At 76.6% G+C, this 15,996-nt stretch carries 12 protein-coding genes; 4 read left to right on the top strand and 8 right to left on the bottom strand.

Going from position 1 to position 15,996, the window contains the following annotated elements; translation table 11 throughout:
• Positions 1 to 40 precede the first annotated feature (40 nt).
• Complete coding sequence (gene eno / locus ACK586_RS04115) at positions 41 to 1,324, bottom strand: phosphopyruvate hydratase (RefSeq protein WP_409329178.1); 1,284 nt, start codon at positions 1,322 to 1,324, stop codon at positions 41 to 43.
• 137 nt (positions 1,325 to 1,461) lie between these two features.
• Here eno and ACK586_RS04110 point away from each other — a divergent pair, with 137 nt between their 5' ends.
• Positions 1,462 to 2,217 carry a hypothetical protein gene (locus ACK586_RS04110; RefSeq protein ID WP_409329177.1) on the top strand — a complete coding sequence of 252 codons (756 nt, stop codon included), beginning with the start codon at positions 1,462 to 1,464 and terminating at the stop codon, positions 2,215 to 2,217.
• Here ACK586_RS04110 and ACK586_RS04105 read toward each other — a convergent pair.
• Together ACK586_RS04105 and ACK586_RS04100 are read right to left on the bottom strand one after the other, a co-directional pair.
• Complete coding sequence (locus ACK586_RS04105) at positions 2,169 to 3,077, bottom strand: nucleoside triphosphate pyrophosphohydrolase (protein WP_409329176.1); 909 nt, start codon at positions 3,075 to 3,077, stop codon at positions 2,169 to 2,171. The genes ACK586_RS04110 and ACK586_RS04105 overlap by 49 nt on opposite strands.
• Positions 3,078 to 3,087: 10 nt before the next feature.
• Entirely contained in the window at positions 3,088 to 4,077 is a 990-nt protein-coding gene (locus tag ACK586_RS04100) for a SurA N-terminal domain-containing protein (RefSeq protein ID WP_409329197.1), read from the bottom strand.
• A 161-nt stretch (positions 4,078 to 4,238) separates the two neighbouring features.
• Here ACK586_RS04100 and ACK586_RS04095 point away from each other — a divergent pair, with 161 nt between their 5' ends.
• Together ACK586_RS04095 and ACK586_RS04090 are read left to right on the top strand one after the other, a co-directional pair.
• On the top strand, positions 4,239 to 4,889 hold the full coding sequence (locus tag ACK586_RS04095; RefSeq protein ID WP_409329175.1) for a 4'-phosphopantetheinyl transferase family protein: 651 nt from the start codon (positions 4,239 to 4,241) through the stop codon (positions 4,887 to 4,889).
• The gene (locus ACK586_RS04090) at positions 4,886 to 7,816 is read left to right on the top strand and encodes an acetoacetate--CoA ligase (protein WP_409329174.1); all 2,931 of its coding nucleotides are present in this window, start codon (positions 4,886 to 4,888) and stop codon (positions 7,814 to 7,816) included. The genes ACK586_RS04095 and ACK586_RS04090 overlap by 4 nt, the downstream gene beginning before the upstream one ends.
• Positions 7,817 to 7,894: 78 nt before the next feature.
• On the opposite strand, the gene mfd is transcribed toward ACK586_RS04090, so the two are convergent.
• The 5 genes from mfd to ACK586_RS04065 form a co-directional block, all read right to left on the bottom strand.
• Positions 7,895 to 11,440 carry a transcription-repair coupling factor gene (mfd, locus tag ACK586_RS04085; RefSeq protein ID WP_409329173.1) on the bottom strand — a complete coding sequence of 1,182 codons (3,546 nt, stop codon included), beginning with the start codon at positions 11,438 to 11,440 and terminating at the stop codon, positions 7,895 to 7,897.
• A gap of 89 nt (positions 11,441 to 11,529) precedes the next feature.
• Positions 11,530 to 12,381, bottom strand: a complete 852-nt coding sequence (locus ACK586_RS04080) for an alpha/beta hydrolase family protein (protein ID WP_409329172.1) — start codon at positions 12,379 to 12,381, stop codon at positions 11,530 to 11,532.
• The gene (locus ACK586_RS04075; RefSeq protein ID WP_409329171.1) at positions 12,378 to 13,139 is read right to left on the bottom strand and encodes a polysaccharide deacetylase family protein; all 762 of its coding nucleotides are present in this window, start codon (positions 13,137 to 13,139) and stop codon (positions 12,378 to 12,380) included. The genes ACK586_RS04080 and ACK586_RS04075 overlap by 4 nt, the downstream gene beginning before the upstream one ends.
• Positions 13,136 to 13,594: an FAD synthase family protein gene (locus ACK586_RS04070; RefSeq protein ID WP_409329170.1), complete on the bottom strand. Its 459-nt coding sequence runs from the start codon at positions 13,592 to 13,594 to the stop codon at positions 13,136 to 13,138. Before ACK586_RS04070 ends, ACK586_RS04075 begins: the two co-directional genes overlap by 4 nt.
• A 100-nt stretch (positions 13,595 to 13,694) precedes the next feature.
• Positions 13,695 to 14,513: a CDP-alcohol phosphatidyltransferase family protein gene (locus ACK586_RS04065; RefSeq protein WP_409329169.1), complete on the bottom strand. Its 819-nt coding sequence runs from the start codon at positions 14,511 to 14,513 to the stop codon at positions 13,695 to 13,697.
• Between the two features lie 261 nt (positions 14,514 to 14,774).
• Between ACK586_RS04065 and ACK586_RS04060 the strand changes: the two genes are divergently transcribed.
• Complete coding sequence (locus ACK586_RS04060; RefSeq protein ID WP_409329168.1) at positions 14,775 to 15,950, top strand: glycosyltransferase family 4 protein; 1,176 nt, start codon at positions 14,775 to 14,777, stop codon at positions 15,948 to 15,950.
• Positions 15,951 to 15,996: the final 46 nt, after the last annotated feature.

Here is a 15,996-nt window from a genome sequence, read left to right as displayed (position 1 = left end):
ACCGCGCCGGTCGCCCCGCCGGTCCCGCTGTGCCGCCACGTCAGGCGCGCGCGGCCAGCCGCGGGAAGGCCGAGGCGCCGGCGTAGCGCGCGGCGTCGTCCAGCTCCTCCTCGATGCGCAGCAGCTGGTTGTACTTGGCGACGCGCTCGCTGCGGGCGGGGGCGCCGGTCTTGATCTGGCCGCAGTCGGTGGCGACGGCGAGGTCGGCGATGGTGGTGTCCTCGGTCTCGCCGGAGCGGTGGCTCATCATGCAGCGGTAGCCGTTGCGGTGCGCCAGGTTCACCGCGTCCAGCGTCTCGGTGAGCGTGCCGATCTGGTTGACCTTCACCAGCAGCGCGTTGGCCGCCTTCCGCTCGATGCCATCGGCGAGGCGGGCCGGGTTGGTGACGAACAGGTCGTCGCCGACGATCTGGACGCGCTCGCCGAGGGCGGCGGTCATGGCGATCCAGCCGTCCCAGTCCTCCTCGGACAGCGGGTCCTCGATCGAGACGATCGGGTAGGCGTCGACCAGCTCGCGGTAGTACTCCACCAGGAAGTCCGCCGAGCGGGTCTGGCCCTCGAAGTCGTAGCCGCCGTCGGTGTGGAACTCCGTGGCGGCGACGTCGAGGGCGAACGCGATGTCGGTGCCCACGGCGTACCCGGCCTTCTCCACCGCCTCGGCGATGAGGTCCAGCGCCGCGCGGTTGTTCGGCAGGTCGGGGGCGAAGCCGCCCTCGTCGCCCAGGCCGGTGGACAGCCCGCGGCCCTTCAGGACCGCCTTCAGCGCGTGGTAGGTCTCGGTGCCCACGGCCAGCGCCTCGGCGAAGGTCGCCGCGCCGATCGGGGCGATCATGAACTCCTGCACGTCGACGTTGCTGTCGGCGTGGGCGCCGCCGTTGAGGATGTTCATCATCGGCACCGGCAGCTGGTGCGCCGAGGGCCCGCCGACGTAGCGGAACAGCGGCAGGCTCGCCGAGTCGGCCGCCGCGCGGGCCACCGCGAGGCTGACGCCGAGGATCGCGTTGGCGCCCAGCCGGGACTTGTCCGGGGTGCCGTCGAGGTCGAGCAGCCGCTGGTCGACCAGGCGCTGCTCGCTGGCCTCGAAGCCGACGAGCTCGGGCCCGATGACGTCGAGGACGCCGTCGACGGCCTGGGTCACGCCCTTGCCGCCGTAGCGCTCACCGCCGTCGCGCAGCTCCACGGCCTCGAAGGCGCCCGTGGAGGCGCCGCTGGGGACCGCCGCGCGGGCGATCGTCCCGTCGTCGAGGGCGACCTCGACCTCCACGGTGGGGTTTCCGCGCGAGTCGAGGATCTCCCGCGCGCCGACGGCGTCGATGCTGGCCACGGGGGCAGCCTAACGACGCCCCGACGGCCGGGGACCACTGCCACGACCGCGGCGGGGCGGCTTGCCCGGTGCGGGGCCGGCCGATTCACTGCCCCGGCACCCCGCGACGGCGCCGGGCGCCGCCCGTGGAGGACCCGATGACCGCCCAGCAGCCTCGGCAGGAGGCCCGCCGCACCGCCCGGTGGCCCCTCCCCCGCGTGTCGGTGCCGACCCTCGTCGTCCTCGCGGTGCTCGACCTGGCGCTGGTCGTCGCCTCCGCCCTCGACGGCGCGCCGGGCAGCGGGCCCGGGGACGGCGCCTTCTCCCTGGAGACCGACGGCGGGCTCGTGGAGTACGTCGGGTACGCCCACCAGCTGGCCCTCGTCGTGCTCCTGCTGACCCTGTGGCGGCTCGGGCGCGGCCGCGTCTGGCTCGCCTGGGCGGCCGTGTTCACCCTCGTCCTGGCCGACGACAGCGCCCGGCTGCACGAGACCCTCGGCGACCGGGCCGCCGCCGCGCTTCACCTGCAGGGCGTGGCCGGCCTGCGCGCCGACGACCTGGGCGAGGTGGTCGTCTGGGGCCTGCTGGCCGCCGCGCCGCTGCTGGCGATCGTGGTGCTGCACCGGGGCAGCGACCGGGACACGCGTGCGGCGAGCCGGGGCCTGGCCGCGCTCGTCGCCGTCTACGCCTTCTTCGGCGTGGTCGTCGACCAGGTGCACGCCGCGGCCCGCGACAGCGCGCTGGGCGCAGCGCTGGGCACGCTGGAGGACGGCGGGGAGCTCCTCGCCCTCAGCCTCACGCTGGCGCACGTGGTGGTGCTCGTCGGCGCCGCCCGCCGGTTCCGGCCGCCGGCGGCGCCTCCGGCTCAGTCCCCGGAGCGCTCCGCCGCCGCGGCGTCCAGCTCGCCGGCGTAGCGGCGCACCGCCTCGCGCAGCGCGTCCTCGACGTCCCAGCCGCGGGCCTCCGCCGCGGCGACGACGGCGAGCAGCCGCTCGCCGAGCTCCTCCGGGCTGCGGGCGGTCAGCCCGGCCGCCTCCGGCGTGGGCAGGCCGACCCGGCCCGCCCGGCGGACGAGCGCAGCACCCCACGAGGCGGCCGGCTGCGAGCGGGAGACGCCCTCGGTCGGCGAGCGGCGCCGCTTCTCCGCCCGCTTGATCTCCTCCCAGCCCGCCTCCACCTGCGCGACGTCCCGCGGCCCCGCGTCCCCGAACACGTGCGGGTGCCGGCGGACCAGCTTGTCGACCAGCTCGGCGCTGACGTCGTCCACGTCGAAGCGGCGGTCCGGCCCGGCCTCGGCGGCGACGCGGGCGTGGAAGACGACCTGGAGCAGCACGTCGCCGAGCTCCTCGCGCATCGCGACCGGGTCGTCGTCGACGATGGCGTCGTAGGCCTCGTGCGCCTCCTCGAGCAGGTAGCCGCGCAGCGAGGCGTGGGTCTGCTCGGCGTCCCAGGGGCAGCCGCCGGGCGAACGCAGCCGGTCCATGACGGCGACGACGTCGAGCAGCCGCGCCCCGGCCGGCTCGGGCGCGCCCACCACCACCGGGAGCCCGCCGGTCGGCTCCCCGTCGGGGACCAGGCAGACGACCTCCCCGGGCAGCGCGCCGGCCGCGGCCAGGTCGGGGACGTCGGCGATGTCCAGCCCCTCGGCCCGCAGCGCCCCGGCCGTCGCCGCGGCCCCGGGCACGGCGGCCAGGGGCCGGCCGCCGGAGACCGCCCGCCAGCCGGCCGGCCCGAGGAGCCCGGGCAGCCGCGGGCTCGTGGTGACGACGAGCACGAGCGGCACCTCAGCCCCCGCCGCCCACCGGGGGCAGCGCCGCCTCCTCCGCGCCCTGGCCGGTCTCGTCGAGCAGGCGCACCGCATCGCCCTCCACCGGGACGACCGAGCCCTCCGTGTAGGTGCCGAAGCGCGGGTTGACCGAGATGTCGAGGTCGCCGGCCACCTCCAGCACCAGCTGCCGGCCGGCGTCCTGCGCCTGGGTCCGGGCCTGCTCGCCCAGCGCGAAGGCCACCTCCTCGAAGGCCGGCACGTAGAGGACCGTCACGCCGCCGAGCTCGGGGGCCTCCCGGGAGAGGACCGTGCCGGCCGGTGCGGCCAGCAGCGCCTCGGCCAGGGCGGGCGGCAGCTGGGCGGGCGCGATCTGGTCGACCTGCGGCAGCGTCGTCTGCCCCTGGTACCGGCCGGCCAGGGCGGGGTAGCTCGACGGGTCGGCCTCCAGCTCGGCGACGACCGTGTCGGCGGTGGCCTGGTCGGGGACGGTGATGATCCCGAGCGGGCGCGGCTCCTGAGAGCTCAGCAGCGCCGCGTACTGCGCGCGCAGGTCGGCGGGGTCGGGTTCCTCGGCCTCGCCCGCGGCGTAGGCGACCTCCTCGACCACGAGCTGCTGGGTGATGCTGGCGTCGACGTCCTCGCGGGAGAAGCCGCGCGCGGCCAGCTGCGCGTAGGCCTCCTCGGGGTCGGCCCCACCCAGCAGCGCCGTGATCCGCTCGGCCACGTCGGACTCGTCGACCTCCACGCCGTAGCGCTCGGCCGCCGCCGCGAGGACCCGCTGGTTGACCAGGTCGGCGAGCACCTCGCGGGTGTAGCCGCCCACGTCGTCCCCGGCCGTCCCGGCCGCGGCCGGATCGGCCAGCCGCTGGTCGACCTCGCGCTCGAGGGCGGCGACGGTGATCTGTTCCTCCCCGACGTAGGCGGCGACGTTGGGCGAGGTCCGGCAGCCGGTGAGGGCCAGTCCGGCGGTCAGGCCGAGGGCGAGGACGGCGGCCGGTCGACGCATGCGCACGCCGCGGAGCGTGCCACAGGCCGACGCCGCGGCTCGCGACCACGCGCCCGCGTGCCCGGCACCGCGCCTCGAGCCCGGCCCGCGGGATCACCCGTCGGGAGGGGCTCCCCCCGACGAGGGATCCGCGCGGGCGCCGGCGTTGCGAGCATCGTCCGGTGACCGTCCCCGCCGAGCCGCTGCTCGTGGCACGCGGCGTCGACGTGCACCTGGTCGACCTGTCCGCCGACGCCGACGAGGTCGCCGCCGCCGCGTCGGTGCTGAGCCCCGGCGAGCTCGCCCGGGCGGAGCGCGGGACCCCCGAGGTGCGCCGCCGCCGCGTCCTGCTGCGCGCCGCCCTCCGGCGGGCGGTCGCCGCCGAGCTCGGCACCGAGCCCGCGCGCGTCGTCCTCTCGACGGCACCGGGAGGGCGCCCGGTCGTGCCCGCCGCCGGCGTCGACGTCAACTGCTCGGCGAGCGGCTCCCTCGGCCTGGTCGCGCTGGCCCGCGGCCGGCGCGTGGGGGTGGACGTCGAGCGCCTCGCGCCGTGGAGCCCGGAGGTCCTCGACGAGGGCTGGCTGCACCCGGACGAGCAGGCTGCGCTGCTGCGCCTGCCGGCCCCGGCGCGGGCCGCTGCCACCACGCGCGCCTGGACCCGGAAGGAAGCGGCGCTCAAGGCCCGCGGCACCGGGCTGCGCGGCAACCTGCGCGCCACGGTGACCCCCGTGGGCGCTGCCTCCGGCCGGGTGGCCGGCTGGGACCTGCACGACGTCCCCGTCCCCGCGGGCTGGGTGGCCAGCCTCGCCGTCGGCCCCCTGGAGGAGCCGTGACCCTCGCGCCGCCCCGCTCGCGCACGCCGCAGCTGTCGGAGTTCCGGGCCCGCTGCGAGGAGGTGGCCGGCTCCCCGCTGGACGGCGCCGCCCTCCACGCGTGGTCGGTGGCCGAGCCGGCCGCCTTCTGGGGCACGCTGCTGCGCTGGTCGGGGCTGCCGTGGTCCGGCTCGGACGACGTCGTCCTCACCGACGGCGACGTGCGGACGGCGCGCTTCTTCCCCGGCCTGCGGCTCAACCACGCCGAGGCCCTGCTGCGCCCGCTGCCCGGGGTGGACGACGACCGGGTCGCCCTCACCTCCGTGCACGCCGACCGCCCGGCCCAGCACCTCTCCCGGGCCGGGCTGCGCGCGGCCGTCGCCCGCACCGCGACCGCCCTGCACCGGCTGGGGCTGCGCGAGGGTGACCGCGTCGTCGTCGTGGCACCCAGCTCCGCCGACACCGCCGTCACCGCGCTGGCCTGCAGCGCGCTGGGCGTCGCCGTCGCCACCGCGACCCCGGACATGGGCGCCCCAGCGCTGCTGGGCCGGTTCGCGCAGGTGGAGCCCGCGGTGCTGGTGCTCGACCGCACCGGGATGGCCGCCGGGACCGCCGAGGCGCTGCTGGCCGGCCTGCCCACCGTCCGGGAGGTGCTGCTGCTCGACGACGGCGCCCCCCTGGCCGCCGGGGTCCCGGCCCGCTCGCTGGCCGACCTGCGGGCGGCGGCCGCGGCCGACGACGACGTCGCCTGGGAGCGGCGGCCCTTCGACGCGCCCCTGTTCGTGATGTTCTCCTCCGGCACCACCGGGATGCCGAAGGCGATGGTGCACGGCGCCGGCGGCACGCTGCTGGAACACGTCAAGGAGCACCGGCTGCACCTGGACCTGCGGCCGGAGGACACCCTCTACTTCCACACGACCACCGCCTGGATGATGTGGAACTGGCAGCTGTCGGCGCTGGCCGTGGGGGCGCACGTCGTCCTCTACGACGGCCCGGTCGAGGGCCCGGGCACCCTGTGGGAGCTGGTGGCCGAGCACGGCGTCACCGTCTTCGGCACCAGCCCCGCCTACCTGCAGCTGTGCCAGGACGCCGGCTACCGGCCGGCCGACGCGGCCGACCTCGGCCGGCTGCGCGCCGTGCTGTCGACCGGCGCGGTGCTGCACGACTGGCAGTTCGACTGGGTCGCCGACGCCGTCGGACCGGTCCCCCTGCAGTCCATCTCCGGCGGCACGGACATCATCGGCTGCTTCGTCCTCGGCTCCCCGGAGCTGCCGGTCCGCCGCGGCCGCTGCCAGGCGCGCAGCCTGGGCCTCGACGTGGTCGCGGTCGACCCCGACGGCCGGGAGGTGGTCGGCGAGATCGGCGAGCTGGTGTGCCGCAACCCGTTCCCCTCCCGGCCGGTCGGCTTCCTGCGCGATCCGGACGGCGCCCGCTTCACCGGCGCCTACTTCGCCGAGCACCCCGGCACCTGGACCCACGGCGACCTCATCGAGTTCGACCCCGACGGGTCCTCCCGGCTGCACGGGCGCTCCGACGGCGTCCTCAACGTCGACGGCCTGCGGATCGGGCCCAGCGAGATCTACACCGTGCTGCGGTCGCTCCCCGAGATCGCCGAGACGATGGCGGTCGAGCAGCGCGACCCCGGCCGGCCCGGCGGCACGCGGATGGTGCTGCTCGTGGTGCTGCGCCCCGGCGCCGTCCTCGACGGCGGGCTGGACCGGCGGATCCGCCGCACCCTGCGGCGGGAGGCCTCGGCCGCGCACGTGCCCTCGCTCGTGGTGGCGGTGGGCCGGTTGCCGCTCACCCACAACGGCAAGCGCTCGGAGCGGGCGGCCCGCGACGCGGTGAACGGCGACCCGATCGTCAACGCCGACGCGTTGGCCGACCCGGCCTGCCTCGAGGAGATCCGCGCGGCCGTGGCCGCGGCGGAGGCGCCCCGGTCCCCCGCCGACGGGAGGGGCGACGACGTCCTGGCGCGGGTGACCGGCATCTGGTGCGAGGTGCTCGGCCTGCGCGACGCCGCCCCCGACGACGACTGGTCCGACCTGGGCGGCAGCTCGCGGCAGGTGCTCAGCCTGCTGCGCCGGGTACGCCTGGAGCTGGGCGCCGACGTGCCCGTGCAGGCCTTCGCCGACGCCCCGACACCGGCCGGCCTCGCCGCCGCCGCCGAGCGCGCGACCACGGAGACCGAGGCGCCGATCGCCGTCCTGCGGGCCGGCGAGGGGGACCCGGTGTTCCTGCTGCCGGACGCGTGGGGCCAGCTGAACCTCTTCGCCGGGCTGGTCGACCGCCTCCCGACGGCCCGGCCGCTGCTGGGCGTGCGGCTGCGGCTGGTCGACCCCGACGGGCGGCACCGCGGGATCGACGAGCTCGCGGCCGAGGCCACCGCGCGGGTGCGCGCGGTCCAGCCGGAGGGGCCCTGCACGCTGCTCGGCTACTCCTTCGGCGGGCTGGTGGCGCACGCGACCGCGAGGGCGCTGCAGGCGGCCGGCCGGGACGTGGCGGTGCTCGGGCTGCTCGACGTCGGCGCCCCGCTGGCCGCGCTGACCCGCGCGGAGCTGGCCCGGATCCGCTGGGCGGGCCGGCTGGCAACGCTGCGCTCGGGCCGGTTCGGCGAGGCGCTGCGCCGCGCCCTGCGGCCCCGGCCCGCCGCGGCGGCCGAGCCGGCCGCGGACCGGGACTCAGAGCAGGGGTTCTTCGCCGACTCCGAGCGGGTCTTCCACGCCTACCGGCCGCGGCCGTTCGACGGGCCGGTCACCTACTTCCTGGCCGAGAGCTCGCGCGCCGCCGCGTCGCGCACGCTCGGCGCCTGGCGCCGCGCGGCACCGCGGCTGTCGGTGGTCGGCGTGCCCGGGTACCACGGGGATCTCGACGACGACCGGATCGGGATGCTCAGCGACCGGCACGTCGCCACCCTCGCCGCCCGCGTCGGCGAGGTCCTCACCTGAGGGGCGAGATCTGCACACTCGTCACCATCAGCCGCTGATGCTGACGAGTGTGCAGATCTCGTCGAGGGGGTGGGGCGGTCAGGAGGCGGCGGCGACCGGCTGCTCGAGGACGGCGCGCAGCGTGGCGTGCAGGTTCTCCAGCAGCGCCACGTCCCGCAGCGGCGTCCGCCGGTCCGGGCCGACCGGCACCTTGAGCGAGATGGTCGACGTCGCCGCCTTGTAGGTCGCGCCCTCGGCCAGCCGGGCCAGCCGCATCTGCCGGGACTCGGGCAGGTCGACCGGGCCGACCCGGATGACGCGCCCGGTCAGGGAGACCTCGGTGACGCCCAGCGCCCGCATCGCCACCCGGAAGCGGGCGACCGCCAGCAGGTTGAGCACCGGCGCCGGCGGGGCGCCGTAGCGGTCGGTGAGCTCGTCGAGCACGGCCTGCGCCTGGTCGTCGTCCTGCACGGAGGCGACCTTGCGGTAGGCCTCCATCCGCAGCCGCTCGCCGGGCACGTAGTCGTGCGGCAGGTGGGCGTCGACCGGCAGGTCGACCCGCACCTCGGCCGGCTCCACCGGGGGCGACTCGCCGGTCACCTGGGCGCGGTAGTCCGACACCGCCTCGCCGACCAGCCGCACGTACAGGTCGAAGCCGACCCCGGCGATGTGTCCGGACTGCTCGCCGCCGAGCAGGTTGCCCGAGCCGCGGATCTCCAGGTCCTTCATGGCCACGGCCATGCCGGCGCCGAGGTCGGTGTTGTTGGCGATGGTGGTCAGCCGGTCGACCGAGGTCTCGGTCAGCGGCCGGGTCGGGTCGTAGGTGAAGTAGGCGTAGGCCCGCTCCCGGCCGCGGCCGACGCGCCCGCGGATCTGGTGCAGCTGGGAGAGGCCGAAGGTGTCGGCCCGGTCGACGATCAGGGTGTTGGCGTTGGGGATGTCCAGGCCGGACTCGACGATCGTCGTGGAGACCAGGACGTCGTACTCCTTCTCCCAGAACCCGACCATGATCCGCTCGAGCTCGTGCTCCTTCATCTGCCCGTGGCCGACGGCGACGCGCGCCTCGGGCACCAGGTGGCGGATCTTGGCCGCGGCCTTGTCGATCGACTGCACGCGGTTGTGGATCACGAAGACCTGGCCGTCGCGCAGCAGCTCGCGGCGGATCGCCGCGGCCATCTGCTTGTCCTCCCACGCGCCGACGTAGGTGAGCACCGGGTGCCGCTCCTCGGGCGGGGTGAGGATCGTCGACATCTCGCGGATGCCGGTCAGGCTCATCTCCAGGGTGCGCGGGATCGGGGTGGCCGACATGGACAGCACGTCGACCGCCGTCCGCATCGTCTTCAGGTACTCCTTGTGCTCGACGCCGAAGCGCTGCTCCTCGTCGACGACGACCAGACCCAGGTCCTTGAACCGGGTGGTCGGCTGCAGCAGCCGGTGCGTGCCGACCAGGACGTCGACCTCGCCGGCGGCGAGCTGCCGCAGCGTCTCGGCGCTCTCCGCGTCGGACTGGAACCGCGACAGCACCTTGACCGTCACCGGAAACTGCGCGAACCGCTCGCTGAACGTCTTGAAGTGCTGGTTGGCCAGCAGCGTCGTCGGCACGAGGACGGCGACCTGCTTGCCGTCCTGCACCGCCTTGAACGCCGCGCGCACCGCGATCTCGGTCTTCCCGTAGCCGACGTCGCCGCAGATGATCCGGTCCATCGGCACCGGGTTCTGCATGTCGCCCTTGACCTCGTCGATCGCGGCGAGCTGGTCGGGGGTCTCCTGGAACGGGAAGGCGTCCTCCAGCTCGCGCTGCCAGACGGTGTCCGGGCCGAACGCGTGCCCCTGGGTCGCCATCCGTGCCGAGTACAGCCGGATCAGCTCGGCGGCGATCTGCTTGACCGCCTTGCGCGCCTGGCCCTTGGTCTTCTGCCAGTCGGCGCCGCCGAGCTTGGACAGCGCCGGCGCCTCCCCGCCGACGTAGCGGGTGAGCTGGTCGAGGGAGTCGGTGGGCACGAACAGCCGGTCCGGCGGCTGGTTCCGCTTGCCCGGCGCGTACTCGACGATCAGGTAGTCGCGCTGCCCGCCGTTGACGGTGCGGCTGATCATCTCGATGTAGCGGCCGATGCCGTGGTGCTCGTGGACGACGAGGTCGCCGGGCTGCAGCTGCACCAGGTCGACGGCGTTGCGGCGGCGGGCCGGCATCTTCACCGCATCGCGCATGGTGGCGCCGCGCGAGCCGGTGAGGTCGTGCTCGGTGAGCAGCGCCAGGCCGACGCCGGGGAAGGCGAACCCGGCCTCCAGGTTGCCCTGGGTGACGGTGGTCAGCCGCTCGCCGGGCGTGGACTCGATGCCCGGGACGAGCGAGGCGCCGAGCTCGGCCTCGGCGAACTGGTCGGCGGCGCGCTGGGCGGGGCCCGGGCCGGCGAAGGTGACCACGACCCGCCACCCCTCCCGGTGCCAGCCGCGCATCGTCTCGATCGCCTTGGGCACGTCGCCGGCGAACCGGTCGACGGTCGTCGCGTCGAGGGTGACCTGGGCGTCGTCGTCCTCGGCCTGGAGCGTGAAGGCGCCCGTGGTCCACCACGGGAGGCCGCGGCCGCGGGCGGCGGCCTCGACGTCGGCGAGGTCCCGGAAGGAGGAGGCGCCCAGGTCCAGCGGGGCCTCCCCCGCCTCGGCGGCGGTGGCCCATGACGCGGCGAGGAACTCCTCCGCGGTGCGCACCAGGTCGGCGGCGCGGCTGCGGACCCGCTCGGGGTCGCAGACCAGCACGTGCGTGCTGCGCGGCACCAGGTCGGTGAGCAGCTGCATCGGCTGCTGGCCCAGCAGCGCCGGGGTCAGCGACTCCATCCCCTCGACGGCGATGCCCTCGGCCAGCTTGCCCAGCAGGTCGCCCAGGCCCGGGTGCGCGGTGGCGAGCTCGGCGGCGCGGGCGCGGACGGCGTCGGTGAGCAGCAGCTCGCGGCACGGCGGGGCCCACAGCCGCTCGGGGCGGTCGTCGAGGGAGCGCTGGTCGGCCGCGGAGAAGTAGCGGAGCTCGTCGACCTCGTCGCCCCAGAACTCCACGCGGACCGGGTGCGGCTCGGTGGGCGGGAAGACGTCGAGCAGGCCGCCGCGGACGGCGAACTCGCCGCGCTTCTCGACCAGCTCGACGCGGGTGTAGGCGGCGTCGACCAGCGCGCGGGCGACGTCGTCGAGCTCGGCCTCCTGGCCCGGCCGCAGCTCGACCGGCGCCAGGTCGCCCAGGCCCGGCGCCAGCGGCTGCAGCACGCTGCGGACCGGGGCCACGAGGACGTCGACCGGCGGGTGGTCGCCGGGGTGTGCGAGGTCGCGGAGGACGGCGAGGCGGCGGCCGACGGTGTCGGCGCGGGGGCTCAGCCGCTCGTGCGGCAGCGTCTCCCACGCCGGGAACACCTCGACCCGCCGGCCGGGGGCGAAGCAGCGGAGGAGGTCGGCGGTCGCGTCGGCGTCCCGCTCGCCCGCGGTGACCACGAGGACGGGCACGCCGGCACCCGGCCGCTCCGCCGCCAGGGCCGCGGCGACCAGCGGCTGCACCGGCGGCGGCGCGGTGACCGCCAGCTCGGCGCGGCCGGCGGCGGCCACCACGCGGGCCATGCCGGGGTCGGTGAGGACGACGTCGAGCACGCCGCGCAGGGACACGAGGATCGGACTCCCACAGGATCGACGGCCCCGCAGCGGTGCCGCCGAGTGCGGCGGGGGCCCGGCCTCCGAGTGTAGGGACCCGCGGGTCAGGGGGTCGCGGCGTCGAAGAAGGCGAGCAGGCCGGGGAGGTCGTAGTGCGACGGGTGCCCGTGGTCGCCGGTCACGGGGACCACCCGCGCGTCCCCGCCGGCGGCGAGCACCTGGGCGGCGCACACGTCGGCGTTGCGGTCCCTGGTGACCACGGTGTCGGCGTCGGAGGCCCACAGCCGCACCGGCACGTCGGCGTCCAGCCGCACCGGCGACAGCGCGGCGACCGCCGCGCCCGCGTCCGCGCCGTACACGGCGTCGATCGAGCCGGGGAACCACGAGTAGATGGAGGACAGGTCGCACAGCGGCTGGAGACCGGCGTAGGCGCGCAGCCCCTCGATGCGGTCGCCGGTGACCAGCTGCGCCCCGGCGAGCCCGCCCATCGACTCGGCCACGAGGTACACGTCCCGCGCGCCGGTCAGCCGGCGCGCCGTCGCGGCCAGCACCGCGTGGGCGTCGACGCTGGCGGCGTCGCCCCAGGCGTTGCCGCCGGCCGAGGAAGCGGCGACCGCGTAGCCGGCGTCGACCAGTCCCTGGGCCAGGCCGCCGAACGCCTCGTCGTCGGGGATGTCGCGCAGGTCGGCGCCGTAGCCGTGCGCGTAGACGACGAGCCGGCCGTTGGGCTCCTCGGGCACCAGCACGACGGACTCCTGCCCGCCCACGGGGAGGCGGTGCACGCCCGGGGTCAGCACGGGACGGACGTCGGTGGCCGGTGCCGCGGGACCGGACGCGGTCGCGCCGGGGACGGGCTGCTGCGCCGCGGCGCCCGCGGTGCACCCGCCCAGCAGCAGCGCGCAGGCGACGGCGGCGGCGGCGCGCGCCCCGTGCCGGCGGCGCGGGGCGGGGCTCACGGGGAGGGAACGCCGCGCATGCGCCAGGAGTGCCGGGCGAGCTTGGCGAGCAGCTGCGGCGTGCCGTCCGTCGGGGCCACGTAGAACCGCGGGAGGGTGAACCGGTCGCCGGGCAGGTGGTCCCCGGTGACGCAGGCGTGGTCGTAGCCGGCGGCGCGCACCGCGGCGGCCGCGGCGGCGTCGAACTCGCCCCACGGGTAGGCGAAGCCGGGGACGTCGTCCTGGAGCACGTCCTGCAGCACACGCCGGCTGCCGGCGACCTCCTCGGCGAGCACCGCCGGGTCGCAGCCGCGCAGGTGGACGTGGTGCAGCGTGTGGCTGCCGACCTCGTGCCCGGCGGCGGCCACCGCGCGGACCGCGTCGGCGTCCATCAGGTCCAGCCGCGGGCCCTCGTCCCAGGCGTTCTGCCCGGCCAGCCGGCCGGCCACGACGTACACCGTGCCCGTCATGCCGTGCCGGTCGAGCACCGGGACGGCGTGCTCGAGGAAGTCGGTGTAGCCGTCGTCGAAGGTCAGCCCGACCAGCCCGGCCGCGGCGCCGCGGTCGGCGGCGGCCACGAGCTCGGCCAGGGACACCCCGCGCAGGCCCAGGCGGCGCAGCAGCCGCAGGTGCCGTGCCAGCCGGTCGGGATGCACGCGGATCCGGTTCGGGTCGGCGTCCTGCGACGGGCTGATCGAGTGGTACATCAGCACCGGCGGCATCCGCAGCCGGGCACCGAACCCGGCCTCGAGCGCGCCGCCGGCCGCCGGCGCGGTCACCGGGAGCCGCCGGCCCGCGCGGGCACGGCGGCGGGGCCGGCGTCGAGCAGGTCCAGCGCCCGCCGCAGCACCGTGCTGGAGGTGTGCATCGTGTACGGGAAGTAGCGGACCTCGACGCCGACGGCCGCGAAGTCGCGCTCCAGCCGGTCGCCCTTGGGCGTCCCGCGCCAGTCGTCGCCCTTGAAGATGACGTCGAAGCGGACCTCCCGCCAGGTGTCGATCTTGTCCGGCACGACCTCGGCGTGGACGTCGTCGACGAAGCGGAGGTTGCGGACGATCTCCATCCGCTCGGCCAGCGGCACGACCGGCAGCCGGCCCTTGGTCTGCAGCAGCATCTCGTCGGAGACCACGCCGGCGATCAGCCGGTCGCAGTGCTCGGCGGCGTGCCGAAGGATGTTCAGGTGCCCGATGTGGAACAGGTCGTAGGCACCCGGTGCGTATCCGATCAGCGTCATCTCACGTTCCCCCGTATCGCTGCTGACGCCCTAGTCGACCAGGGACGATGACCCTGCGTCACCATCTCGAGGGCCCGTGTCACCCGAAGGGAGGTGCCGCTCAGGCGGCCGCCGGCCGGTCGCCGAGGCGCACGATCTCGGCGCGCCACCGGGGCAGCGCCAGCACGAGGAAGCCCGCCGTGCAGGCCGCCAGGAGGCCGTAGACGCCGAGGAACAGCGGCGTCCAGCCGAGCAGCACGAAGGTGAGGCACAGCGTCCCGTAGTCGGTGGGGAGCAGCACCAGCGAGCGGGCGACGCCGGGGCGGGCCGCGGTGGCCTGCGCCCGGGTGACCGCGCCGGCCCGGGCGCGCAGCGCCTCGTTGAGGAGCATGGCGAAGAAGTAGACGACGTCGGCGACCGCGAAGGCGACCGGCACCAGCAGCCACCCGTCGGAGAGCTCGCCCCCGCGGTACAGGCCGACGAGGACGGCGAGGTGCAGGGTCACCGTCTTGCCGGCGTCGACCATGTGGTCCAGCCACTCCCCCGCCGGCGAGCCCCCGCCGCGCAGCCGGGCGAGCTGGCCGTCGGCGGAGTCGAGGGCGTAGCCGAGGGCGAGGACGGACGCCACCAGGAGGCCGAGCCACCAGGTGTGCGGCGCCAGCGCGACCGCGGCGAGGGCGGAGAACGAGCAGGCGGCGCTCAGCGCGGTGACGGCGTCGGGCGTGAGGCCGCGGTGGAAGGCCAGCGCGGCGAGGACCCGGCCCACCGGCCGGTTGACGAAGCGGCTGTAGGCCGGCGCCCCGTGCGCGCCCTTCTGCGCGCCGGCCAGCCGGCCGACGGTGTCCCGCAGCGTCTCGCCGGGGCCGGGCCGCGTCGGCGCCCGGGTCGGGGTGGCCGGCGGCGCGGGTCGGTCCGCCACCACCACGTCGTCCTGCAGCACGGGTCCTCCGGGGTGTCGTGCGGTCCGCCTGCGCGGACCGGCCCCGGGAGTCTCGCCGCTGCGGGCGCCGCCGGACCCCTGCCCGGGGGCGGCCTCACCCCATGGGGCGGGGCGCGGCCGCCCCAGGGCGTCCCGACCACCCCGGAGGGGTCAGACGGCGTGGTGCCCGCCCGCCCGCCGCGGTTAGCGTCCGGTCTCCTCGCGCGTCGCGGCCGCGCCCGCCGTGCGCGAGCGCCCGAGCCACCGACACCTGGAGTTCCCGTGGAACGACCGCGCACCGGCCGCGTCGTCGCCGTGCACCCGCACGCCGACCTGTACGGCAGCGACCGGATGTTCCTCGAGGGCCTGGGCGCCCTCGGCCCCGACGTCCTGGCGGTCCTGTCGACCTCCGGCCCGCTGGTCGAGGCGGTGCGCTCGCGCGGCGTGGAGGTCCTGGTCAAGGACTTCCCCGTGCTGCGCAAGGTCGAGCTGAAGGACCCCCGCAAGGCGGTGCTCTTCGCGGGGCGATTCCTGTGGTCGGTGCTCGCCCTGGCGGTCTGGCTGCGCGCCCGTCGCGCCACCGTCCTCTACGTCAGCACCGTGACCGCTCCCGAGTGGCTGCTCGCCGGGCGGCTCAGCGGCGTCCGCGTGGTCTGCCACGTGCACGAGAACATGCCCATGCCCCGGCCGGCGAGCGCGCTGCTGCTGTCCCCGCTGCTGGCCGCCCACCGCGTCGTCGCCAACAGCGGGGACACCCTGGCCTGGATCCGGGCGTCGGTCGGCGCGCGGGTGGCCCGCCGCACCGTGGTCGTGCACAACGGCGTCCGGGAGCCGGTGGCGCCCGCGGTGCGGGCCGGCGGCCCCGGCCGGCCGCGCCGCCTCGTGGTGGTCGGGCGGCTGTCGGCGATCAAGGGCCAGGACACCGCGATCCGCGCGACCGCGCTGGTCCGGCGGGCCGGCCACGACGTGGAGCTGGCCCTGGTCGGCGACTGCTACCCCGGCTACGAGGACGTCGAGGTGGGCCTGCGCGAGCTCGCCGCCGAGCAGGGCGTGGACGACGTCACCGAGTTCACCGGGTTCCGCGACCCGGCACCGCTCGTCGCGGCCGCCGACGTCGTCCTGGTCCCCTCCCGCGTCGAGTCCTTCGGGCTGGTGGCGGTCGAGGCGCTGTTCCTCGGCCGGCCGGTCGTCGCGGCCCGGACCGGCGGGCTGCCCGAGGTGGTCCGGGACGGCGAGACCGGGCTGCTGGTGCCCGCCGACGACCCGCGGGCGCTGGCCGACGCGGTCGTGCGGCTGCTCCAGGACCCGGCCCTCGCCGCCGCCCTCGGCTCGGCCGGCCGCGCGGACGCCCGGGCCCGCTTCTCGATCCCGACGTTCACCGCCGCGCTGGCCGAGGCCGTCCTCGGCCGCCCGGCCGCCGATTCCCCCGCCGTCGGCTCCCGGGCCGCCGCCGCCTGACCGCCCCCGTCGAGGCACAGGAAGCTTCACCCCCGTTCTGGGGCCC

The sequence above is a fragment of the Trujillonella humicola genome (assembly GCF_046233715.1).
Classification (GTDB): Bacteria; Actinomycetota; Actinomycetes; order Mycobacteriales; family Geodermatophilaceae; genus Trujillonella; species Trujillonella humicola.
Note: the sequence above shows the minus strand (reverse complement) of the source record. Positions and strands in the feature narration are given on the sequence as shown.

Coding starts and splice junctions, on each gene's coding strand:
- ACK586_RS04110 (WP_409329177.1), top strand. CDS start 1,462: ATGACCGCCCAGCAGCCTCGGCAGGAGGCCCGCCGCACCGCCCGGTGG.
- ACK586_RS04100 (WP_409329197.1), bottom strand. CDS start 4,077: ATGCGTCGACCGGCCGCCGTCCTCGCCCTCGGCCTGACCGCCGGACTG.
- ACK586_RS04070 (WP_409329170.1), bottom strand. CDS start 13,594: ATGACGCTGATCGGATACGCACCGGGTGCCTACGACCTGTTCCACATC.